This window comes from Williamsia herbipolensis, assembly GCF_000964005.1.
Classification (GTDB): domain Bacteria; phylum Actinomycetota; class Actinomycetes; order Mycobacteriales; family Mycobacteriaceae; genus Williamsia_A; species Williamsia_A herbipolensis.
In genome coordinates this window covers 56,990-77,969 of sequence record NZ_JXYP01000020.1, presented here as the reverse complement: position 1 = coordinate 77,969, position 20,980 = coordinate 56,990, and the positions used below count along the sequence as shown (strand labels likewise).

Annotated in this window: 19 protein-coding genes; 7 read left to right on the top strand and 12 right to left on the bottom strand. The window is 68.2% G+C overall.

Annotated features, from left to right (window positions below; genetic code table 11):
• Positions 1 to 98 precede the first annotated feature (98 nt).
• The 4 genes from TU34_RS10500 to TU34_RS10485 all read right to left on the bottom strand — a co-directional run bounded on the left by TU34_RS10500 (position 99) and on the right by TU34_RS10485 (position 6,339).
• Positions 99 to 632: a hypothetical protein gene (locus TU34_RS10500; protein ID WP_150116481.1), complete on the bottom strand. Its 534-nt coding sequence runs from the start codon at positions 630 to 632 to the stop codon at positions 99 to 101.
• A 58-nt stretch (positions 633 to 690) separates the two neighbouring features.
• Positions 691 to 1,659 (bottom strand): GGDEF domain-containing protein, encoded by a 969-nt coding sequence (locus TU34_RS10495; protein WP_045822826.1) that lies wholly within the window; start codon positions 1,657 to 1,659, stop codon positions 691 to 693.
• 138 nt (positions 1,660 to 1,797) lie between these two features.
• Positions 1,798 to 2,226, bottom strand: a complete 429-nt coding sequence (locus tag TU34_RS10490) for a hypothetical protein (RefSeq protein WP_045822825.1) — start codon at positions 2,224 to 2,226, stop codon at positions 1,798 to 1,800.
• 15 nt (positions 2,227 to 2,241) lie between these two features.
• The gene (locus TU34_RS10485; protein ID WP_045822824.1) at positions 2,242 to 6,339 is read right to left on the bottom strand and encodes a bifunctional nitrate reductase/sulfite reductase flavoprotein subunit alpha; all 4,098 of its coding nucleotides are present in this window, start codon (positions 6,337 to 6,339) and stop codon (positions 2,242 to 2,244) included.
• 233 nt (positions 6,340 to 6,572) lie between these two features.
• Between TU34_RS10485 and TU34_RS10480 the strand changes: the two genes are divergently transcribed.
• The 5 genes from TU34_RS10480 to cynS all read left to right on the top strand — a co-directional run bounded on the left by TU34_RS10480 (position 6,573) and on the right by cynS (position 11,342).
• Entirely contained in the window at positions 6,573 to 7,085 is a 513-nt protein-coding gene (locus TU34_RS10480) for an OsmC family protein (RefSeq protein ID WP_045822823.1), read from the top strand.
• A gap of 43 nt (positions 7,086 to 7,128) precedes the next feature.
• On the top strand, positions 7,129 to 8,442 hold the full coding sequence (locus TU34_RS10475) for an O-acetylhomoserine aminocarboxypropyltransferase/cysteine synthase family protein (protein ID WP_045822822.1): 1,314 nt from the start codon (positions 7,129 to 7,131) through the stop codon (positions 8,440 to 8,442).
• Positions 8,435 to 8,926: a CoA-binding protein gene (locus tag TU34_RS10470; RefSeq protein WP_045822821.1), complete on the top strand. Its 492-nt coding sequence runs from the start codon at positions 8,435 to 8,437 to the stop codon at positions 8,924 to 8,926. The genes TU34_RS10475 and TU34_RS10470 overlap by 8 nt, the downstream gene beginning before the upstream one ends.
• 27 nt (positions 8,927 to 8,953) lie before the next feature.
• Positions 8,954 to 10,807: a glycoside hydrolase family 15 protein gene (locus tag TU34_RS10465; RefSeq protein WP_045822820.1), complete on the top strand. Its 1,854-nt coding sequence runs from the start codon at positions 8,954 to 8,956 to the stop codon at positions 10,805 to 10,807.
• 82 nt (positions 10,808 to 10,889) lie between these two features.
• On the top strand, positions 10,890 to 11,342 hold the full coding sequence (gene cynS / locus TU34_RS10460) for a cyanase (protein WP_045822819.1): 453 nt from the start codon (positions 10,890 to 10,892) through the stop codon (positions 11,340 to 11,342).
• On the opposite strand, the gene TU34_RS10455 is transcribed toward cynS, so the two are convergent.
• Genes TU34_RS10455 through TU34_RS10440 form a run of 4 tightly spaced genes read right to left on the bottom strand, consistent with a single transcriptional unit; the run spans position 11,329 to position 14,648 of the window.
• Positions 11,329 to 12,771 (bottom strand): glucose-6-phosphate dehydrogenase, encoded by a 1,443-nt coding sequence (locus TU34_RS10455; protein WP_045822818.1) that lies wholly within the window; start codon positions 12,769 to 12,771, stop codon positions 11,329 to 11,331. The genes cynS and TU34_RS10455 overlap by 14 nt on opposite strands.
• Before the next feature lie 56 nt (positions 12,772 to 12,827).
• Entirely contained in the window at positions 12,828 to 13,295 is a 468-nt protein-coding gene (locus TU34_RS10450; RefSeq protein WP_045822817.1) for a nitroreductase/quinone reductase family protein, read from the bottom strand.
• Positions 13,296 to 13,341: 46 nt separating this feature from the next.
• Positions 13,342 to 14,220, bottom strand: a complete 879-nt coding sequence (locus tag TU34_RS10445; protein ID WP_045822816.1) for an alpha/beta fold hydrolase — start codon at positions 14,218 to 14,220, stop codon at positions 13,342 to 13,344.
• Positions 14,217 to 14,648, bottom strand: coding sequence for a type II toxin-antitoxin system Rv0910 family toxin (locus TU34_RS10440; protein WP_045822815.1), 432 nt, complete (start codon positions 14,646 to 14,648; stop codon positions 14,217 to 14,219). The genes TU34_RS10445 and TU34_RS10440 overlap by 4 nt, the downstream gene beginning before the upstream one ends.
• Positions 14,649 to 14,903: 255 nt before the next feature.
• Here TU34_RS10440 and TU34_RS10435 point away from each other — a divergent pair, with 255 nt between their 5' ends.
• Positions 14,904 to 15,767, top strand: a complete 864-nt coding sequence (locus TU34_RS10435; RefSeq protein WP_082080153.1) for a cyclopropane mycolic acid synthase family methyltransferase — start codon at positions 14,904 to 14,906, stop codon at positions 15,765 to 15,767.
• A 34-nt stretch (positions 15,768 to 15,801) separates the two neighbouring features.
• On the opposite strand, the gene TU34_RS10430 is transcribed toward TU34_RS10435, so the two are convergent.
• Complete coding sequence (locus tag TU34_RS10430) at positions 15,802 to 16,908, bottom strand: glycosyltransferase (RefSeq protein WP_045822813.1); 1,107 nt, start codon at positions 16,906 to 16,908, stop codon at positions 15,802 to 15,804.
• Positions 16,909 to 17,062: 154 nt separating this feature from the next.
• Between TU34_RS10430 and TU34_RS10425 the strand changes: the two genes are divergently transcribed.
• Entirely contained in the window at positions 17,063 to 17,740 is a 678-nt protein-coding gene (locus TU34_RS10425) for a YoaK family protein (RefSeq protein ID WP_045822812.1), read from the top strand.
• Between the two features lie 28 nt (positions 17,741 to 17,768).
• Here TU34_RS10425 and TU34_RS10420 read toward each other — a convergent pair whose 3' ends face one another.
• The 3 genes from TU34_RS10420 to TU34_RS10410 form a co-directional block, all read right to left on the bottom strand.
• Positions 17,769 to 18,578, bottom strand: a complete 810-nt coding sequence (locus TU34_RS10420) for an adenylate/guanylate cyclase domain-containing protein (protein ID WP_238981241.1) — start codon at positions 18,576 to 18,578, stop codon at positions 17,769 to 17,771.
• Positions 18,575 to 19,687, bottom strand: a complete 1,113-nt coding sequence (locus TU34_RS10415; RefSeq protein WP_045822955.1) for a ferredoxin reductase — start codon at positions 19,685 to 19,687, stop codon at positions 18,575 to 18,577. Before TU34_RS10415 ends, TU34_RS10420 begins: the two co-directional genes overlap by 4 nt.
• 114 nt (positions 19,688 to 19,801) lie before the next feature.
• Positions 19,802 to 20,956: a DUF475 domain-containing protein gene (locus tag TU34_RS10410; RefSeq protein WP_045822811.1), complete on the bottom strand. Its 1,155-nt coding sequence runs from the start codon at positions 20,954 to 20,956 to the stop codon at positions 19,802 to 19,804.
• Positions 20,957 to 20,980 lie beyond the last annotated feature (24 nt).

Genomic DNA, 20,980 nt, shown 5'->3' with positions numbered 1-20,980 from the left:
CCCGCATCAGCGGGTGGCTCGGCCGTACGTCGAGCCTTAGTACCGCTAACGAAGGGCGGAGGTGCCGATATTTCCCACGGAGATGTGGCGAATGTCTCTCAGGCGGATTCGTCGTCGGAATAGGGCGATTCGCCCGTATCCAGCGGCAATGACGGGTCGCCGAGGTACGCGATCGTCTCGTCGACACGGCCGGCGATGACCCCTGGGGGTTGGTACACGAGCCGTCCGGGCAGTCGTTCCAGCGCCGAGATGGCGTCGTCGAACGGCGTCAGGGCGTCATCGTCCCCGGGTGCCGAGTCGGTCACGACGGAGACGAGTCGTCCGTCGAGCGCGAGGACTGCGTCGTCGAGGCGCTCGAGCGCGGCTCGCGAGACGGGATCGGCGCCCAGGGTGTGGTTCTCGTGGACCAGCGCGATGGCGTACCGGAGGCGGCGATGCAGCAGCGGAGCGGGATCGTCGGATGCTGCCCATTCGCGTGGCGCGGTGCCCGCACGGCCGGGGAGAACGTCGGTGGAGCGGGCGAAGCGGCGCACGCGCACCATGGAGTCGATCACGAACCACGTGACACCGGCGAGCACGGCCACCGCGAACACGATGGTGACGACGACGATGAGGAGCGACACACCTGTCATTGTTCCTCTCCTCCTGCGGTGGACGACACCGCGCCCCGCCGCGCGGGCCGCAGATGGATCAGGACGCCGAGGCGATGTCGCCGCGACGACGCGACTTCTCGAGATACATGGCGGAGTCGGCCCGCCTCCACGCACCATCGAGGCCGTCGGCGGGTTCATAACGCCCGACACCGACCGACGCCGGTATCGCGTTGGTGGACAACGTCTCCCGGATCGCCGCCACCACCTGGCCGACGACGCGCTGCGGTGATCCACCGATGAGGATGCCGTATTCGTCGCCGCCGGTCCGCGCGAAGACCGCGGGAACGTCCACCGCGGATGTCAGCAACGCCGCGACCCGCCGCAGGTGGTCGTCACCGGCGTGATGACCGTGGGTGTCGTTGGTGCGTTTGAGGTCGTCGAGGTCGATCACCACGACCGCTCCGGGATCGCCGAAGCGACGGAATCGCGCTTCCTCGACCGCCAGCATGTTCTCCCACCCACGTCGGTTGAGCAGTCCGGTCAGGGCGTCGGTGTCGGCGTGACGGTGGGCGGCCTCGAGCGCGCGCTCGGCCGCAGTCGCCTGCAGGTCGGCCTCGAGGATCCGGGACAGCAGCGACGCGAGCAGGGTGATGAGTTCGGTGTGGGTGTCGGTGTCGAGCGGCAGACTGTCTCGCCCGAATCCGCAGACCGAACCGAACAGCGTGCCATCGGATTTCGCGAGCGGGAAACCGACATAGCTCGTCGCCGGCGACCCGGTGCGGTCGATCACCGCGGCGTACTCGGGCACCGCGCGCATGTCGTGGGCGATCAACGGGCCGCCGTCGGGGGTCAGGTTCTGGCACATCGCACTCGACCAGGCCACCGCCGAACCCGCACTCACGCCGAGATCGGTGTCGTCGACGGTCAGATAGATCTGGCGCTCACCGTCGAAACGGGTGACCGTCCAGGTGCCGATCGGGAACACCCGACGCAGATGGACGAGGACATCCTGCGATGCCTCGTCGAAGCGCGGTCGCGACCGGTGTAGCGGGGGTGCCGGGTGCATCCGCGCGCTCCTCAGTCCGATGAGCCCTCCCCCATGGAGAACTCGATGTCAACGACCTGTCATCGTTCGATGTCACAATATCGTTACGGTCGCGCCGGGTCGCGTCGGCGATGCCTTGTGATGATGTCCCACCGCTCGTCAGCGCCCGAGCAGGCGCGGGAGCCGGTGCTGGATGCGCTTGGCCGTCACGAGTCGACTCGTGAAGGCCACTGCGAGTGAGGCCAGGAGCATCCCGGAACTGATGATCCACGCATCGGCGAACGAGGTGCTGCGGCCCACGGCATTGCCGCTGAAGCCCAACGTGACCCCGCTGAGGACCGCGGAACCGAAGGCCGGATACGACGCCTTCGTCTCCAACTTGATCTTCCAGTCCACGGCATCGCGCCGGAGGTCGGCGATCGAGCGCTCCGAGGGGGTCGCACCGCGTGACTCCCGTCGCGCCGCTTCGATCGCGAGTTCGAGATCCGGGTCGTGCGGGGCGTTCCAGGCGCGGGTCAGCGACCAGATCCAGCCGAGGACGATCACGACATCGCAGATGGCGAAGGCCACCGTGCTGATGTTCGTCACACCGCCGATGGTAGGTCAGTAGACGTCGCGTACGTATCGCTTGTCGGCGGCGAGCGCTTTCACGTGGGCCTCGGCGCTGTGCGGGGCGAGACGCCCATACTGGGCCACCACGCCCTTGAGCGCGGCGTCGACGTCGCGGGCCATGCGCGTCGCGTCACCGCACACGTAGATCGACGCGCCCCGATGCAGCCAGTCCCACATCTCGGAGCCGTGCTCGCGCATCCGGTCCTGTACGTAGACCTTGTCGGCCTGATCACGCGAGAACGCGACGTCGAGCCGTGTGAGCACGCCCTCGTCGAGCATCGTCGTCAGTTCGTCGCGGTAGTAGAAGTCGGTGGCCTCGTGCTGCTCGCCGAAGAACAGCCAGTTGGGTCCGGTGTGACCCAACGCGCGACGCTCCTGCAGGAACGCGCGGAAGGGTGCCACGCCTGTGCCCGGCCCGATCATGATCATCGGGGTCTCGGGATCGGCCGGTGGACGGAAATGCGTCGACTTCTGGACGAAGATGCCGATCTCGTCGTCGTCGGCGTGATCGGCGAGATAGGTCGAGCACACGCCTCGTCGGGGTGTCCCGTGCACGTTGTGTCGCACGGCCGACACCGTCAGCTGTACCTCGTCGGGGTGGTCGAGTGGGCTCGACGAGATCGAGTAGAGCCGGGGCTGCATCGGTTTGAGCACGGCCAGCCAGTCACGGATGCCGGCGCGAACAGGGTGGGCGGCGAGCAGGTCGACCGATTGTCTCCCCCACGTCCAGTCGTTCAGCCGGTCACGGTTCTCGGGCAGCATCATCGCCTCGAGATCCACGTCGTTGGTGCGGCGCACCACGAAGCGCAGCAGATCGGGGGTGATGCGCGCTATCTCGAGATCGTCGCGTAGGGCGTCGCGCAGGGGCCGTGGTGGACGGCCGTCGAGGTCGACCGTGGCGTCGCCGTCGAGGCCCGTGAGTGTCAGCCACTCGTCGACCAGGTGCGTGCTGTTGCGGGGCCACACCCCGAGTGCGTCGCCGGTCTCGTAGCTCAGTGTGTCCGCGGGTAGGTGAAAACCGAAGTGGCGGACGTCTTTCGCCGATCCGGCACCGGACAGCGGTGTGTTGCGGATCAGACGTGTGCGCAGCGGCGACTTCCTGCTGTATCCCGCGGGCGCGGTCGGTGCGGTGGTCGGCACCAACGGGGCGCCGGTCGGTGCGGCGGGGGCCAGCCGTTCGGTGACCCTCTGTAGCCATCCGGCTGCGGTGTCGGCGAACTCGGGCTCGCAATCGGCACGCTCGGCGATGCGGTCGGCGCCCAGCTCGGCCAGCCGTGAATCGAGTTTGCGGCCGTGGCCGCAGAAGTCGTCGTAGTTGGAGTCGCCGAAGGCGAGCACCGAGTACCGCACGCCGCGCAGATCGGGCGCGTCCGGAGCGGTCACCTGGTCCCAGAACGCGACGCCGTTGTCAGGGGCGTCGCCGTCGCCGGTGGTGCTGGTGATCATCAGGGCCGCGTCGTGATGCGCGAGATCGGCCACCGAGAAGTCGTCCATGGAGCGCAGGGTGACCCCGACACCGGTGTCGGCCAGGTGGGCCGCGGCGGTGGCCGCGAACTCCTCCGCGGTCCCCGTCTGCGATGCGCACAGCACCACCGCCGTGGTCGTCGGCGTCGATCCGGTGTCGGCAGCGATGCTCTCCGACGGGACGGTGCGCGACCAGATGCCGGCGAGCACGCCGTCGACGTAGGCGCGGGCGGCCGGCGACAACGGCGCGTGGGCGGGAACGGTCGGCACCGAGCCGACCGGTGCGTCATCCATCGGCGCGGCCTGCAGACCCGCGACGAGGCCCGCGACCCATGTCCGTTCGGATGCGGTCAGTTCGACGACGTCGGACGCCGAGACACCCAGGGCCCGGCCGAGCGACCCCATCTCGTCGGTGCTCGCCGAAGACGGGGCCTCGCCGGGAGCGGGCACGACCGACGATTCCACGGCGGGTCCCACCCGTACGAGCCGCACCGCGCAGAACTTGAACTCGGGTTGCTGCGACGCCGGGTCGATGGCGTCGTTGGTGACGGCATTGACGGCCAGGTTCTCGCCGAACACGTCGCTCCAGTGAAACGGTGCGAAGCAGCCACCGGGCCGGATCCGGTCGCTGATCGTCGCGGGGAGGACGGCCGTGCCGCGGCGTGAGGCGATCTCGACCCGGTCGCCGCTCGAGATGCCCAGAGACGCAGCGTCATCGGGGTGCATCTCGACGAACGGCCCCGGGTTCAGTTTGTTCAGCTTGGCGACCCGGCCGGTCTTGGTCATGGTGTGCCACTGGTGCGGTAGCCGGCCGGTGTTGAGGACGAACGGGTGGTCGTCGTCGGGCATCTCGGCGGGATCGATGGCCGGGCGGGCGAGGAACTGCGCGCGACCGTTCGGGGTCGCGAAGGCCAATCGGGGCGCCGTGCCGTCGGGTCGGGTCAGCAGCTTCTGGCTGACACCGTCGTTGAGGTAACGGATGGGATGGCGTGACCGCGTCGACGTCGGCGGGCAGGGCCATTGGACCGGTGACTCGCGCAGGCGGTCGTAGGTCACGCCCCGCAGGTCGTATCCGGTGCTCGGGTTCGCGAAACCGACGATCTCCTCGAAGACCTCCTCGGCGGTCGCGAAGTCGAAGGCCTCACCGAACCCGAGCTCGCGCGCCATGAGCGCGATGAGCTGCCAGTCGGGTAGACAGTCGTCGGGTGCCGGCACACCGGGTCGGAACAGCGTGAGAGTGCGTTCGGAGTTGACCATCACCCCCTCGGATTCGGTCCACGACGTCGCCGGCAGCACGACGTCGGCGTAGGTGTTGGTCTCGGTGTCGACGAACGTGTCCTGGGTGATCACCAGCTCGGCGCGTTCGAGCGCCGCGATGACCGTCGATCGGTTCGCCACGCTGGCAACGGGATTGGTGCAGATGATCCAGCAGGCCTTGATCTCGCCCTGCGCCATGCGGGAGAACATGTCGATGGTGCCCGCGCCCGCCTCGGTGCGCAGCGACCCGGCCGGCAGACGCCACGCGTCCTCGACGAACGAGCGGTCGGCGTCGACGAGGACACTGCGCTGGCCGGGCAGCCCCGGCCCCATGTAGCCCATCTCGCGGCCACCCATCGCGTTCGGCTGACCGGTGAGCGAGAACGGGCCGCTGCCGGTGCGGCAGATCGCCCCGGTCGCCAGGTGCAGATTGCACAACGCGTTGGTGTTCCATGTCCCGTGTGTCGACTGGTTGAGGCCCATGGTCCAGCAGCTCATCCAGTCGTCGGCCTCGGCGATCCACCGTGCGGCGGTCCGCAGGTCGGACTCGTCCACGCCGCATCGCTCGCTGACCACGGCCGGGGTGTAGTCGGCCAGGAACTCGACCATGACATCCCAGCCGTCGGTGAACTCGGCGATGAAGTCGTGATCGACCGCATCGGCCTCGACGAGCAGGTGGAGCAGACCGTTCATCAGCCACAGATCGGTGCCGGGGGCGATCTGCAGGAACAGATCGGCCTTGTCGGCGGTGGCGGTCCGGCGCGGATCCACCACGATCAGGCGCGCACCGGACTTGATGCGGTCGAGCATCCGCAGATGCAGGATCGGATGGCAGTCGGCCATGTTGGCGCCGGTGACGAAGAACAGATCGGCGTGGTCGAAGTCGTCGTAGGAGCCGGGCGGCCCGTCGGCACCGAGCGACTGCTTGTACCCGGTGCCGGCGCTGGCCATGCACAGTCGGGAGTTCGACTCGATGTGCGACGTCCGGAGGTAGCCCTTCGCGAGCTTCGTCGCGAGGTACTGCGCCTCCAACGACATCTGTCCGGACACGTAGATCGCGACCGCGTCCGGGCCGTGCTCGTCGACGATGGCGCGGAGTCGACGCGCGGCGAGACCGATGGCGTCGGATGTCGCGGTCGGGTCAGCGGCGCCCCCGCGTTCGGCGCGGACGAGAGCGGTGTGCAGACGACCGGGCGCGGCGAGCATGTCGGCCGTGGTGGCGCCTTTGGTGCACAGACGTCCGGCGTTGCTGGGGTGTGCGGTGTCCCCCGAGGTCTTGGTGACGACGTCGCCGCCGTCGGGACCACGGCCGATCTGCAGGACCATGCCGCACCCCACGCCGCAGTACGCGCACAGGGATCTGACCATGGCCCCATGGTGGCGGCGCGGGCTCTCGCGTCGATTACCTCGCTGTGTGTCGGAGGTGACGATCTCCTCACCGCGCCCCGCTCGTTCGGGTGAGCGCAGGACATCCGTATCGGATCACCTCGATCGGAACCCATCGGTGCAGATCAGAGGCATCGACGAATGTCGTCGGCCGGTTCGGTGACCGGTCCTCGGCCTAGCGTGAACAGACCATCCACCGCGCGAGAGGACCGGTCATGACCACTTCCACCACACACATCGGCGGCGTGATCGCCGCGACCGCGGACGCGATCGCATCAGACCCGACGAACGCGCATGCGCTGTTCCGCGGTGCTGCGGTCGCTCACGACGCGGTCGCGAGCACGATCCGTCTGGGCCAGTACAGCGTCGAGGTCGACGAACCGCCGGCGCTCGGCGGCGAGAACACCGCGCCGAACCCGGTCGAGTACTACCTCGCCTCGCTGCTGTCCTGCCAGGTGGTGACCTACCGGTTCTGGGCGGAGAAGCTGGGGATCTCCGTCGACGACATCTCGGCGACGGCCGAGGGCGACCTCGATGTCAACGGGTTCTTCGGGTTCGACGACGACGTCCGTGCGGGGTTCGGGGAAGTGCGGCTGGAGATCACCGTGACCGGCCCCGAGTCGCAGGAACGCTACGACGAACTGCAGGCCGCGGTGGATGCGCACTGCCCCGTCCTCGACCTCACCCGCAACGCCACACCGGTGCACACCACCCTGCGCGTCGGTTGAGTCGCCGCAGCCGGCTCGACACCACGGTGGTAGAACTCGCAGGGTGAGCGACCACGAATTCGGCTTGCGTACCCGGGCGATCCACGCGGGGGCCCGCGTCGACCCGCACACCGGTGCCCGAGCCATCCCGATCTACCAGACCGCCAGCTACGTCTTCGCCGACGCCGACGACGCCGGAGACCTCTTCGCCCTGCAGAAGTACGGCAACATCTACAGCCGGATCGGCAACCCCACGGTCGCCGCGTTCGAGGAGCGGATGGCCAGCCTCGAGGGTGGGATCGGGGCGGTCGCGACCGCCAGCGGCCTGTCGGCGGAGTTCGCCGTCTTCGCGACGCTGGCCGGTGCCGGCGACCACATCGTCGCCGCGGCCGGACTCTACGGCGGAACGGTCACCCAGCTCGACGTGACGTTGCGTCGCTTCGGGATCGAGACGACCTTCGTCGGCGGTACCGATCCGGCCGATTACGCCGCGGCCATCACCGATCGCACCAAATTGGTCTACGCCGAGGTGATCGGCAACCCGTCGGGCGAGATCGCCGACCTCGAGGGGTTGGCGGCCGTGGCCCATGACCACGGACTCCCCCTCGTCGTCGACTCCACCATGGCGACCCCGTGGCTGTGCCGACCGATCGAACACGGTGCCGACGTGGTGGTCCATTCGGCCACGAAGTTCCTCGGCGGGCACGGCACCACCCTGGGTGGGGTGATCGTCGAATCGGGCCGATTCGACTGGGGCTCGGGCCGGTTCCCGGCCATGACCGAGCCCGTCGCCTCCTACGGTGGGCTCACCTGGTGGGGCAACTTCGGCGAGTACGGGTTCCTCACCAAGGTCCGCAGCGAGCAGGTCCGCGACCTCGGTGCCAGCCTCGCCCCGACCTCGGCGTTCCAACTGATCCAGGGCATCGAGACCCTGCCGCAGCGGATGGACGCGCACATGTCCAACGCGCGGGCGGTCGCGCAGTGGCTCGACGCCGACCCCCGCGTCACCTATGTCCGGTGGGCGGGGCTGCCCGACCACCCCCACGCCGAGCGTGCGGCGAAGTACCTCCCGGCCGGGCCGGGCGCGGTGTTCGCGTTCGGTATCGCCGGCGGTCGCGACGCCGGTCGTGCCTTCGTCGAGAACGTCCGTCTGGCCAGTCACGTCGCGAACATCGGCGACGTGCGGACCCTCGTGATCCACCCCGGCAGCACCACGCACCGGCAGTTGACCGCCGAGCAGCTCGAGGCCGCGGGCGTTCCCGACGACCTCATCCGTATCAGTGTCGGCATCGAGGACATCGAGGACATCCTCTGGGATCTCGATCAGGCGCTGGCCGCGGCGACGGCCACCGGGGAGGAGGCGAACTCCGATGTCTGACACCAGGACCTGGGTGGGCCCCACGGCCGCACAACGCCGGACCATCCTCACCGAGACGCGGACGATCGCCATCGTCGGTGCCTCGAAGAACCCCGCACGCGCCAGCTACTTCGTGAACAAGTACCTGTCGTCGACCTCGGACTACACCATCTGGTTGGTCAACCCCACGATCGACGACATCGAGGGCACCACCGTGTACCCGACGCTCGCCGATCTCCCCGGTACCCCCGACCTCGTGGACGTGTTCCGCAAACACGACGATCTGCCCCAGGTGGCCGAGGAGGCCATCGCCGTGGGTGCGCGCACCCTCTGGTTGCAGTTGGGTCTGTGGCACGAGGACGTCGCGCACCGGGCGGAGGAGGCGGGGCTGCGCGTGGTGATGGACCGCTGTATCAAGATCGAGCACGCGCGCTTCCACGGCGGGCTGCACCTCGCAGGTTTCGACACCGGCGTGATCGACTCGCGTCGTCGGTCGGGTCTGTGACCGGCTGATCTGCGCCGTACTGCCACTATGGGGAGTGTGACCCGCAACGACGCCACCAGGCCCACGACCGACGACTCGGTCGACGGCTACCTCCCCATCGCCGATCACGGTGTCATCGGTGATCTGCGCACCGCCGCACTGGTCGGCATCGACGGTCGTATCGACTGGTTCTGCTGCCCGCGCTTCGACTCGCCGAGTGTGTTCGGTTCGCTCCTCGACTCGTCGAAGGGCGGATCGTGGGACATGTCGATGGTCGACGGACTCGTGTCGACGAAGCAGTTCTATCTCCCCGACTCCAACGTCCTCGTGACGCGGTTCATGAGCGAGGACGGCGTCGCCGAGGTGCAGGACCTGATGCCGCTGGCCAAGCCCCGGGACCCCGATCACCGGACCCGTATCGTGCGCCGCATCGAATGCGTCCGGGGGCGCGTCACCATGTCGATGCGCCTCGATCCCGCCTTCGACTACGGACGCGCCGAGCACACGGCCTGCGCCGTCGACGACACCCACGTCACGCTCACCGGTGGCGACCTGACGTTGTACCTCGCGGCCGACGTGCCGCTCGAGGTCGACGCCGGCGTCGTGACCTCGCGAGTTCAGCTCGGTGTCGGCGAGGCCGCCACCTTCAGTCTCGGTGCCGACGAGATCCCGGACGAAGAACGCGATTCCGAGGCCTCGGAGCACATCATCCACGGGACGGTGCGGTTCTGGCAGTCGTGGTTGGCCCAGTCGAACTACACCGGTCGCTGGCGCGAGATGGTGCATCGCTCGGCCCTGGCGCTCAAACTCATGACCCATGAGCCGACGGGTGCCATCGTCGCCTCGGTCACCACCGCGCTGCCCGAGGAGATCGGCGGCGAACGCAACTGGGACTACCGATACGTCTGGATCCGCGACGCGGCGTTCTCGCTGTACGGCCTGCTGCGGCTCGGTTTCAACGACGAGGCGGCCGCGTTCATGGGGTGGCTCACGCGGCGGTTCAGCGACGGAGGCGACGCCAACGGCCGGCCCCTGCGTCTGATGTACACCATCGACGGCGAGTCCCCGCCCGACGAGAAGCCGCTCGAGCACTGGGAGGGCTACCGCGGGTCGACCCCGGTGAACGTCGGCAACGGTGCCACCAACCAGATGCAGCTCGACATCTACGGCGAGCTGATCGACTCGGTCTACCTGTTCAACAAGTACGGGCCCGGTATCTCGTGGAGCTCGTGGAACCAGTTGTGCGGGGTCATGTCCTGGCTCGTCGACAACTGGGACCAGTCCGACGAGAGCATCTGGGAGGTGCGATCGGAGTCGCAGAACTTCGTCTACTCGCGACTCATGTGCTGGGTCGCGTTCGAGCGCATGATCCGTATGAGTCGTCAGCGCGGACTTCCCGGTGACGTCGCGACGTGGATGAAGACCCGCGACGAGATCTTCGATCAGATCATGACCAAGGGGTGGAACGAGTCCCGCCAATCGTTCACGCAGACCTTCGAATCCGACCGGCTCGACGCCTCGCTGCTTCTGATTCCGGCGGTGAAGCTGCTCTCCCCCACCGATCCGCGGTTCCTGGCGACCCTGGAGGCCATCGAGGGCCAGCTGGTGAGCGATTCGCTGGTCTTCCGGTACGACGCAAGCGATCACGACGACGGTCTCAGCGGGACCGAGGGCACCTTCTCGCTGTGTTCGTTCTGGTACGTCGAGGCGTTGACGCGGGTCGGACGTCCGGCCGACGCCCGCCTGGCGATGGAGAAGATGTTCACCCACGCCAACCATCTCGGTCTCTACGCCGAACAGGTCGGTCTCACCGGTGAACAGCTCGGCAACTTCCCCCAGGCGTTCACCCACCTCGCCCTGATCAGCGCCGCCTACAACCTCGATCGCGAACTCGGCGCCTGAGCCTCACCGCGAACGGGGTGTGAGTCCAGGGTCGGCAACGGTTGTCGTGCGGTGGCGGGTGAACGCGAGAAGACTGGTCGGCATGCATCGCACCGAACTGACCGAACTCATCGTCGCGCGCCGCATCGAGGCGGGGGTGACGTGGCAGGACCTGGCCGACGCCGTCGACCGACCCGTCGTGTGGACGACGGCGGCGTTGTTGGGCCAACACCCCATCCCCCGCCCGGAGGCTGAGGTCCTCGTCGAGAAGCTGGGTCTGCCCACCGACGTGGTCGCGCTGCTGGGCGCCGTACCGGTCCGGGGAACCGATCGTGATGTCGCGGTGAGCGATCCGACGATCTATCGCCTGTACGAGGCGTTGGCGGTCTACGGGCCCGCGCTGAAGGAACTGATCCACGAGAAATTCGGCGACGGCATCATGAGCGCCATCAACTTCAGCCTCGACATCGACAAGGTCCCGCACGATTCCGGCGACCGCGTGGTGATCACCTTCGACGGGAAGTTCCTGCCGTACGACTGGGTCAGCGGCCGCTGACGAACCAGCCCACCGGATCGGCCAGGGCGTCGGCGGCGTGCGGGCCCATCGAACCGGGCGCGTAGGACTGGATCGCCGGCGGGTTGTCGAGCAACGGCGCCGCGACCTCCCACACGTGGGCCAGTCCGTCGGGACGGGTGAAGAGCGAGCGATCGCCGTCGAGAACGTCGAAGAGAAGACGTGAATACGGTGACAGGCCACCACCGTTGGTCTCGATGGAGCTCAAGGGCAATTCCATGTGCGCCACCGAGAGCTCCTCACCGGGGCCGGGTGTCTTCACCGTCAGCGTGATGTCGATCTCGCCGTCACCGGACAGATCGAAGGTCAGCGCCGCACCGTCGGCGGGCAGGTGGGTGACCGGGCCGTCCTCGGGTCGACGGAACACCAGCGTCACGCGCTGCGCGGAGACGCCCAGCATCTTCCCGGTCCGCAACACGAACGGGACGTCACGCCACCGGTCGGTGTCGACCCACATCCGTGCGGCGACGTAGGTGTCGGTGTCGGAGTCGTCGGCGATGCCCTCGGTGTCGCGGTAGCCGTCGTACTGACCGAGCACCACCTCGTCGGTGTCGATGGGGCGGAACGCCGCGATCACCGACTCCCTTGCGGTCTGCAGGTCGTCGGCGCGCAGGCTCAACGGCGGCTCCATGGCCACCTCGGCCGCCACCTGGAACAGGTGGGTGACGAGCATGTCCAACACCGCACCGGTGGCGTCGTAGAACTCGGCGCGGTCGTCGATGTCGAGCGTCTCGGGGATGTCGATCTGCACCTGCTCCACGTGTTCCCGGTTCCACAGGCCGGCGAACATGCCGTTGGCGAACCGGATGATGTGCAGGTTCTGGGTGCTCTCCTTGCCGAGGAAGTGGTCGATCCGATAGACCTGCTTCTCGTCGAACACCTCGTGCACCGCGACGTCGAGTTCCTCGAACGACTTCTGCGAGGTGCCGAACGGCTTCTCGTAGACCACCCGTGCGCCCTCGTCGAGTCCGTGCGCGCCGAGCGCCTTCGTGTAATCGGTGAACGTGGCCGGCGGCAGGGCGATGTAGTGCACGAGTTGGACGTCGTCGCCGCTGAAGTCGCCCGCCCCGTCGTCGCCGCCGTTGCGGATCTCGTCGATGACGTCGGGGAGCTGTCCGGGGTCGTCGACCGTGAATCCCCCACCGGCGAAACGGAGATTCTTCGCGAACGCGTCCCAGTGGTCGTCGGTCCCGTCGCCGAACTCGGTCAGCGCGTCGGCGACGTGCTGTCGGAACTCGTCGTCGGTGCGCTCGCCGCGACCGTTGCCGATGAGCTTCCACCGCGTCGGCAGCAGCTCGCGTTGGGCGAGTTCGTAGAAGGCGGGCAGCACCATCCGTTTGGCGAGATCGCCGGTGGCACCGAACAAGACGAAGACCGTGGGGGTGTCGGCCCCTGAGGTGGAGTCGGGCATGGCTCCACTATGCCCCACGCGCGGCGGTGGGTGCCGAGCAGCGCTCGACCGGCTGCTCAGCGTCGGGTGAGGACGAAGACCGGGATGGTCCGGTCGGTGCGTTGTTCGTAGAGACGGAAATTGGGCCACACGTCGAGGAGTTCGGCCCACAGCGCGGGTCGGTCGTCACAGGCCTCACGCCACGACACCTCGATCGGGGTGCCGTCGACGACGATCTCGGCGGAGTCGGCGGCGCGCAGGTTGTACACCCATGTCGGGGTCGTGGGGTTGCCGAAATACGAGCCGGCGATCAGCCATTCGCCGTTGCTGCGCGGTGCGCACAGCAACGGGGTGGATCGCAGGACGCCGCTCTTGCGGCCCGGGACCCGCAGCATGAGGTTGGGGAGTCCCGCGATGTCGAGCAGGCTTAACCGCCCGCTCGTGACACGTTGCAGGCGACTGTCGGTCTTCTCGATCAGCGGCAGTGCTTTCGGCATCCAGGGGATGGCACCGATGCGGACGGCGAGCGGAGTGAGCAGACCCATGCCGTCGACGGTAGTCGGCCCGCGGCAGCGGATCCGACTGTCCCGGCTAACCCGATCGGTGGCCCGGCGCGACCGGGCGCCGCGTACGGGCGGGCTGTCGTTGGAACTCCAGGAGCAGACGCGCCACCGCATCGGGGTCCTCGACCTGTGGGAAGTGGCCGACACCGGGGAGGATCTCGAGCCGGCTCGCCGGCATCGCCTCGTGTGCCGCGTGCGCGTGTGCCACGGGGATCACCGCGTCGTCGTCGCCCCAGATGAGCAGGGTGGGCATCCCCTCGTTGAGGTGCAGTTTGCCCATGGCGCTGACCGCCTGCCCGCGATGGTCGACCACCGCGCGCAGGGTGCGCAGGAACGCCGCGCGGGTCTCCCGGTCACCCAGGGACCGGTGCGCGCGCCACATCTCGTTCGCACGGGGGGCGCGCAGCCCGCGCTCGCCCAACCACGACGCCACCTTGTTGCCCGCGGTGATCACCGGCGGCGCGGCGATGACGGGCATCAGCAGCTCCGCACCGGGGGCGGCGAGCAGCCGTAGCGTCCAGCTGACGTCGGGCCCGAGGCCGCCGCTGCTGATCAGCGCGAGACGGTGGCAGTACTCGGGGTGTTGGTAGCTGAACTGCATCGCGACGCCGCCGCCGAGCGACTGACCGACGACGGTTGCGCTCTCGATTCCCAGTTCGTCGAGCAGGTCACGCAGCCAGGCCGCGAACGATCCCAGTGAGTAGTCGCCGCGCGGTTTGCCCGACGCCCCGTGACCGGGCAGATCGGGGGCGAGGACGCGATGGTGGCGCGCGAGCTCCGGGATCACGTCGCGCCAGGTGGCCGAGCTCCCGGCCATCCCGTGGATCAACAGGATGACCTCGCCGCGACCGACGTCCCGGTAGGCGGCGGGCTCACCGTTGATGGTGGTGATCGACGGGGCGCTCATGAGCTCAGCGCCGCGAGGTTGTCGACCGACCGACGGACGTCGGACTCGATGACGCGGGCGACCAGGGAGCCGACCGGACCGCTGAGCAGGCCGCCGCTCAGGGTCGCGGTCAGGTCGAATCGCGAACCGGAGTCGACCTCGGCGACGGTCATCGACAGGTCGATCTTCACCCCGCCCCGACCGGTGCCCCGCAAGCCGATGCGTTCGGGCTCGTCGTAGGTCGTGACCGTCCAGCTGATCACGTTGCGGAAGCCTTTCACCTTGATGAGCGACTTCACCGAGGTGCCCTTCTCGATCCGGCTGGGCACCTCCGATCGCCACCCGCCGAAGATCGTCAGCCATTCGTCGAAACGACCCAGGTCCGATGCGAGCGCCCAGGCATCGGCCGGGGACAGGTCCGAATCGACCGTCACGGTCACACTTGCCACAGTGGGAGTCCTTCGCATCGGGGTGCGGCGACGTGTACCGCCGCCTTCCGGCCGACGCTACCGGTGAACGCGGTCCGCGGTCGCCCCACCGCCCCGCCTGCCGCGGCGTGGGTGTGATCTGGCGCACCGGTAAGGTGACCGGCGACGATGCTCTGCGGACCACCTCGGCCCGGCCCACGGCCGAGGTGTCCGTACGAGCCACGATCCTCCGCACCGGTGGATCAGGGGGAACACCACGGAAGGAAGATGGCACCCATGACCGAGCTGGACCCGTTCTACGAGGATGTGCAGGCGCACTACGACCTCTCCAACGACTTCTTCGACCTGTTCCTCGACCCGTCGCGGATGTACAGCTGCGCGTACTTCAAAGAGGACGACTACACCCTCGAGCAGGCGCAGTACGCGAAGATCGACCTCTCCCTCGGCAAGCTCGGGCTGGAGCCGGGGATGACGTTGCTCGACGTCGGCTGCGGCTGGGGCACCACCATCAAGCGCGCGATGGAGACCTACGACGTCAACGTCATCGGACTCACGCTGAGCAAGAACCAGTACGAGCTCGTGAACGCCTCCTTGGCCGAGGCCACGCCCGAGGGACGGACCGCCGAGGTGCGTCTGCAGGGCTGGGAGGAGTTCGACCAGCCCGTCGACCGCATCGTGAGCATCGGTGCCTTCGAGCACTTCCGCGCCGAGCGCTACCCCCAGTTCTTCGAGAAGACCTACAACCTGCTGCCCGCCGACGGCCGCATGCTGCTGCACACGATCGTCGCGTTCAACCGGCACGTGATCCGCGAGAAGGGGCTGCCGATCACCCGCGAGGTGCTGCAGTTCGCCCGCTTCATCGCCAACGAGATCTTCCCGGGTGGGCAGCTGCCCGAACCCCACGACGTCGAGCGCGAGTCGACCGCAGCGGGATTCACCGTCGAGAAGATCCAGCCGTTGCAGCAGCACTACGCCCGCACGCTCGACATCTGGGCGGCCGCGCTGGAGAAGCGTCGCGACGACGCGATCCGCATCGCCTCGGAGGACGTGTACAACACCTACATCCACTACCTGACCGGGTGCGCCGACTACTTCCGCAACGGCTACATCGACGTCATGCAGTTCACGCTGGCCAAGTAGTCCTCCACCACCGATCCGCCCCCTCGACCCCCGGTCACGACCGGGGGTCGAGCACGTCGAGCATGCCCTGCACCGCCGACGGCCAGCCGTAGTCCTCGGCACGCAGTCGCGCGCTGATCCGTCCACCCGACGACAGCGCGAACACCGACCGCACACCGTCGGCGAACTCGCCGGTGGTGTTGCCCGCGATCGCACCACAGCGGTCGGTCACCATCTCCGCTACGGCCGAGGTGCGTGAGGCGACGACCGGTGTCCCCGCGGCGAGCGATTCCAACGCGGACAGACAGAAGGTCTCGTGTGGTCCCGGGGCGAGGGCGACGTCGGCGGCGGCGAGCAGTTCGGCGACCCGCGTCCGACTGTCGAGGAACCCGGTGAACTCGACGGGCAGCCCCGCGGCACGCCGGGTCAACGAGGCCCGGCGCGGGCCGTCGCCCGCGATGACCAGGCGCGCGTCGACTCCGTCGGCGATCAACCCCGCGCAGGTGTCGATGCTGCGTTCGACGTGCTTCTCCACCGACAGACGTCCACAGTGCACGAGGAGGTGCGAGGAACCGCCCCGCCAGGCCTCGACGGTGGTGGTGTTGCGCCGACGCGGGTGGAACAGGTCGAGATCGACGCCGAGGGGCACGCGGTGGACGTTGGTCGCGCCGATCCGGTCGAATTCGGCGCGGGCGAACGCGGTGGTGCAGACCACCGCGTCGTACCCCGCCGCCGTGCGTGCGTTGGCGATGTCGGCCGCGGCGCGGGCCCACCGCGCCGGCATCACCTGCCCCAGGAGGCGGTCGAGGCGCTCGTGGCTGATCATCACCGATGCGATGCCGCGGCGGCGCGCCCAGGGGCCGAGCCCACGCAGCGTCAGCCGATCGGAGACCTCCAGGGCGTCCGGTGCGAGACCGACGAGGAGGTCGGTCACCCGTCGTGGATCGGCGACGCGGTATCCGCCGGTGCCGGGGATCCCGATGGCGGGCACCGTGATGCGTGCGACACCCGAGTCGAGGACCTCCTCCGACGCCGTTCGGCCCGGGACGATCACCGTGACACTGTGGCCGTGATCGGTGTAACCGCGGCCCAGTTGGTCGACCGCGGTTCGGAGCCCACCGGAGCGCGGACCGTAGAAGTTCGCGACCTGCACGATGCGCATGACCGCAGTGTCCCGTCGACGCGACGCCGTCGTGTTACGCCGAGATGACCGGCGGCACAACATGTGCACAATTCCCATCGCCGGTTTCGTGACGTCGCACAAACCGACTCGGTGGTCACAGGAAGGTCTCAGAGAACGCCGCTAACCTCGCAACATGGACACGATCGCCGACAAGGAATCGCGACTCTCATGGGTGCTCGCCGGCCTCGCCGGACTGGTGGGCGCAGCGGCATTCACCCAGACCGGAGGGTATTTCGTCACCTTCATGACCGGCAACGCCGAGCGGGGTGCGCTCGGATTTCTCCAGGGCCGCCCCTGGATGGCGACCGCAGCTCTGTTGCTGACGTTGTCGTTCGTGTCGGGTGTCGTCGTTGCCTCGTTGTGCCGCAGGCACTTCTGGGTCAACCACCCGCACGGTGCCACGGTTCTCACCACCGGTGCGCTCGCGATCGCGACGGTCGTCGACCTGTTCATGGCGGGATGGGATGCGCCACAACTGAATTTCGTTCCCATCATCTTCGTCGCCTTCGGCATCGGTGCCCTCAACACCTCGTTCTGCAAGAACGGTGAGGTGTCGATCCCGTTGAGCTACGTCACCGGGACGTTGGTGAAGATGGGACAGGGGATCGAACGCCACATCAGCGGTGGACCGATCACCGCATGGCTCGGATACTTCCTGCTCTACGCCGCGTTCTTCGTCGGCGCCGTCGCGGGCGGCATCGTCAGCCTGATCATCACCAACCCGCAGATGCTCCTCGTCGCCACGGTGATCAGTGCCGCGACGACGATCTACACCTATTCGAGCGCCGACCGGAGCGGCGTCCTCGGCTGAGGATGCCGGCGATCAGTCGGGCGACGATCTACTCGTACCTCGGCACGACCGCGTAGACGATCAGGTCGCGGGGCGCGCCCTTGGCGCGAAAACGCCTGCGGCGCATGATGTATTTGTCCGCGCGTGTCGCATCCAGGGTGGAACTGGTGGCGAGCACCTCTCCCCCGGCCGCCGCGTCGGCCACGCGGGCGGCGATGTTGACGTCGACGCCGAGGTAGTCATCGCCCTCCCTGCGGGGCTTGCCGGTGTGCAGCCCGGCGCGCAGAGCCGGACGATAGCCGTCGACGGTGATCGCGCTGACGGCGACGCACGCCTCGTGAGCCGCCTCGATCGCGTCGGCGCCGTCGACGAACACCGCCATCGTGCCGTCGCCGAGGGACTTGACCACACGTCCGTTGCGTCGGGTGACCACCTCGTCGGTGGCCGCGTTGACCTGCCGCAGCAGTGTGAGGACCCTGTCGTCGCCGGCGGCCAGCGCCCAGGTGGAGAAACCGACGAGGTCGGTGAAGAGGATGGTGACGAACTCGCTGGGTGTCTCGGTGGGCGCGCGCCGGGCGCCGATCGCCTGCCACAGCTGCACCGCGGTGAGACCGAGCTCCTTCAGAGCGCTGGGTTCCTCGGCACCGGCCTCGCCGATGAGCCGCGCGATGCGGTCGCTACGACGCGTCGGGTTGCTCGAGACCTCGAGGATCGGGAGGTCGCCGGGCGCGACCTGGCGCGCGGTGCGTGCGGCGCGCACCACCGAGTCGGTGCGGTTGACCCGTGATGCCCACCGACGCGCCGACTGCAGGGCGTCGACGACCGACCGCCCGGGGCTGCGCTTGTCTCGTGGGGTCACAGGTCGATGGTGCACTCGCCCGAGACGGTGCTGATGCAGGTCTGGATACGGTCGCCCTCGCGACTCTCGGTCCCGTTGCGCAGATCCCGGGTGTAGCCCCCGGTCAGCTGCACCACACAGCTCTGGCAGATGCCCATCCGGCACCCGAACGGCATCTGCACACCCTGGCTCTCGCCCGCTTCGAGGAGCGTTGTCGCGCCGTCGATCTCCAGTGATCGGTCCGACCGGGTGAACGTGACCGTGCCGCCTTCGCCGCCCTTGTCGGTGCGGGCGATGGCGAAACGCTCGACGTGCAGCTTGTCACCGAGTCCGGCGGCGCCCCACGTGCGTTCGACGTCGTCGAGCATCGCGATCGGCCCGCACGCCCAGGTCGATCGCGTCTGCCAGTCGGCGACGCGGTCGCCGAGCCGTCCGAGGTCGACCTTGCCCATGGTGCGTGTCAGCTGCAGGTCGAGCGTGTAGCCGACACCGGCGGCGGCGAGCTCCTCGAGTTCGGCGAGAAAGATGACGTCCTCGCGGGTCGGCGCCGAGTGCACGTGGACGATGTCGGGGGTCTCGCCGCGGGACCGCAGTCCGCGCAGCATGGAGATGACCGGGGTGATCCCGCTGCCTGCGGTGATGAAGAGGATCGACGGCGGGGCCGGATGCGGCAGCGTGAAGTCCCCCTTGGGGGCGGCGAGCCGGATGACCGTCCCCGGCGCGACGCCGTCCACGAGATGCGTCGAGAGGAAGCCGTCGGGGTTGGCCTTCACCGTGATGGTGATGCGCTTCTTGCGGGTCGCCCCGATAGAGGTCAGAGAGTACGACCGCCAATGCCAGCGGCCCTCGATCTGGAGGCCGATGCCGACGTATTGGCCGGGTTGATAGTTGTGGGAGAAACCCCACCCGGTCTCGATCTCGACGGTCGCGGTGTCGGTGGTCTCCCGGGTCACGGCCACGATCCGACCGCGCAGCTCCCGCGCCGACCACAGCGGGTTGAGCAGATGCAGGTAGTCGTCGGGCAACAGCGGGGTGGTCGCCCGGGCGACGAGTCCGCGGATCACGTTCACCTGGGGCGCCGTCGCGGAGACATCGGCGGCGGGCCGCCGACTCCACTTCAACAGATCCATGTCCATCCCTGCCCGTCTGCTCGGCCGCTCACGAATCGGTCCCCGACGCCGAGGCCCGAGAGCACAGTACCCGCCCGTCGACGAGGTCCTGCCGACGATGCGACAGGGGGCGAATCATTCGGTGACGGTGGCCATCTCGCCCGCCGGGGTACCCGCGGCCGGCGGGGTCGTGTCGTCGCCCGCCTCGCGTCGGTTGGCGATCACGCTGCTGATGAAGGCCGCACCGATGAACGCGACGCCGACGAGGCCGGTGATGATCTCGTTGATGTGGTACTCGATCGAGATGAACAGGATCACCGACAGGGCGCCGATCGCCCAGTGGGCGCCGTGTTCGAGATACCGGTACTCGGCGAGGGTCCCCTGTCGCACCAGGAACACGGTGATCGAGCGCACGAACATCGCGCCGATGAAGCCGAGACCGAGGGCGATGATGATCGGGTCGGCGGTGATCGCGAACGCGCCGATGACGCCGTCGAAGGAGAACGACGCGTCGAGCACCTCGAGGTAGAGGAACAGGAAGAACGCGGCCTTGCCGGTCGCCTTCACCAGGGTCGACGGCCCACCGGCGGCCCGCGACGCGACATCGCGTTCGTGGTCTTCCTCGAGTTGCTCGGTGTGGAACAGCGAGCCGAGACCGTCGACGGCGATGTAGGTGATCATGCCCAGCACGCCGGCGATCATGATCGTCGCGCGGTGCTGGTCGTCGGCGAGGAACTCCGCGACCAGCGTCAGGCTGCCACCGGCGATGATCACCGAGAGCGCGTCGAGCTTGCCGATCGCCGCCAACGGCTTCTCGAACCACGACAACCACTTGGTGTCGCGTTCGGCGAGGATGAAGTTCAGGAACAGCATGAACAGGAACATCCCGCCGAACGCGGCGATCTGCGGATGGGCGTCGGTGAGGATCTTCTCGTAGCTCGGGCTGCCGTCGGCGAAGTTCTCGGCGCCATCCGCGGGCGGGTTCATCGCCAGATCGAACGCCCGGACCGGATCCAGTCCCGCCGTGACCCAGACGATCACGAGCGGGAACAGGAGCCGCATGCCGAAGACGGCGATGATGATGCCGACCGTGAGGAACATCTTCTGCCAGAACTCGCTCATCTTCTCGAGCACGGTCGCGTTGATGACCGCGTTGTCGAAGGAGAGCGAGACCTCGAGCACACCGAGGATGGCGCACAGTGCCACCGCTTCCCAGCTGCCGTAGATGAACGCCACCACCAGAGAGGCGATGGTCACCAGGATCGAGATCCCGAAGGTGCGAACAACCACGAGGGGAAGCCTTTCGAAGGGGGC

Excerpts from the sequence above, each read along its gene's own strand:
- TU34_RS10500 (WP_150116481.1), bottom strand. The coding sequence starts at position 632 with ATGACAGGTGTGTCGCTCCTCATCGTCGTCGTCACCATCGTGTTCGCG.
- TU34_RS10495 (WP_045822826.1), bottom strand. The coding sequence starts at position 1,659 with ATGCACCCGGCACCCCCGCTACACCGGTCGCGACCGCGCTTCGACGAG.
- TU34_RS10485 (WP_045822824.1), bottom strand. The coding sequence starts at position 6,339 with ATGGTCAGATCCCTGTGCGCGTACTGCGGCGTGGGGTGCGGCATGGTC.
- TU34_RS10480 (WP_045822823.1), top strand. The coding sequence starts at position 6,573 with ATGACCACTTCCACCACACACATCGGCGGCGTGATCGCCGCGACCGCG.
- TU34_RS10470 (WP_045822821.1), top strand. The coding sequence starts at position 8,435 with ATGTCTGACACCAGGACCTGGGTGGGCCCCACGGCCGCACAACGCCGG.
- TU34_RS10465 (WP_045822820.1), top strand. The coding sequence starts at position 8,954 with ATGGGGAGTGTGACCCGCAACGACGCCACCAGGCCCACGACCGACGAC.
- cynS (WP_045822819.1), top strand. The coding sequence starts at position 10,890 with ATGCATCGCACCGAACTGACCGAACTCATCGTCGCGCGCCGCATCGAG.
- TU34_RS10455 (WP_045822818.1), bottom strand. The coding sequence starts at position 12,771 with ATGCCCGACTCCACCTCAGGGGCCGACACCCCCACGGTCTTCGTCTTG.
- TU34_RS10450 (WP_045822817.1), bottom strand. The coding sequence starts at position 13,295 with ATGGGTCTGCTCACTCCGCTCGCCGTCCGCATCGGTGCCATCCCCTGG.
- TU34_RS10445 (WP_045822816.1), bottom strand. The coding sequence starts at position 14,220 with ATGAGCGCCCCGTCGATCACCACCATCAACGGTGAGCCCGCCGCCTAC.
- TU34_RS10435 (WP_082080153.1), top strand. The coding sequence starts at position 14,904 with ATGACCGAGCTGGACCCGTTCTACGAGGATGTGCAGGCGCACTACGAC.
- TU34_RS10430 (WP_045822813.1), bottom strand. The coding sequence starts at position 16,908 with ATGCGCATCGTGCAGGTCGCGAACTTCTACGGTCCGCGCTCCGGTGGG.
- TU34_RS10425 (WP_045822812.1), top strand. The coding sequence starts at position 17,063 with ATGGACACGATCGCCGACAAGGAATCGCGACTCTCATGGGTGCTCGCC.
- TU34_RS10415 (WP_045822955.1), bottom strand. The coding sequence starts at position 19,687 with ATGGATCTGTTGAAGTGGAGTCGGCGGCCCGCCGCCGATGTCTCCGCG.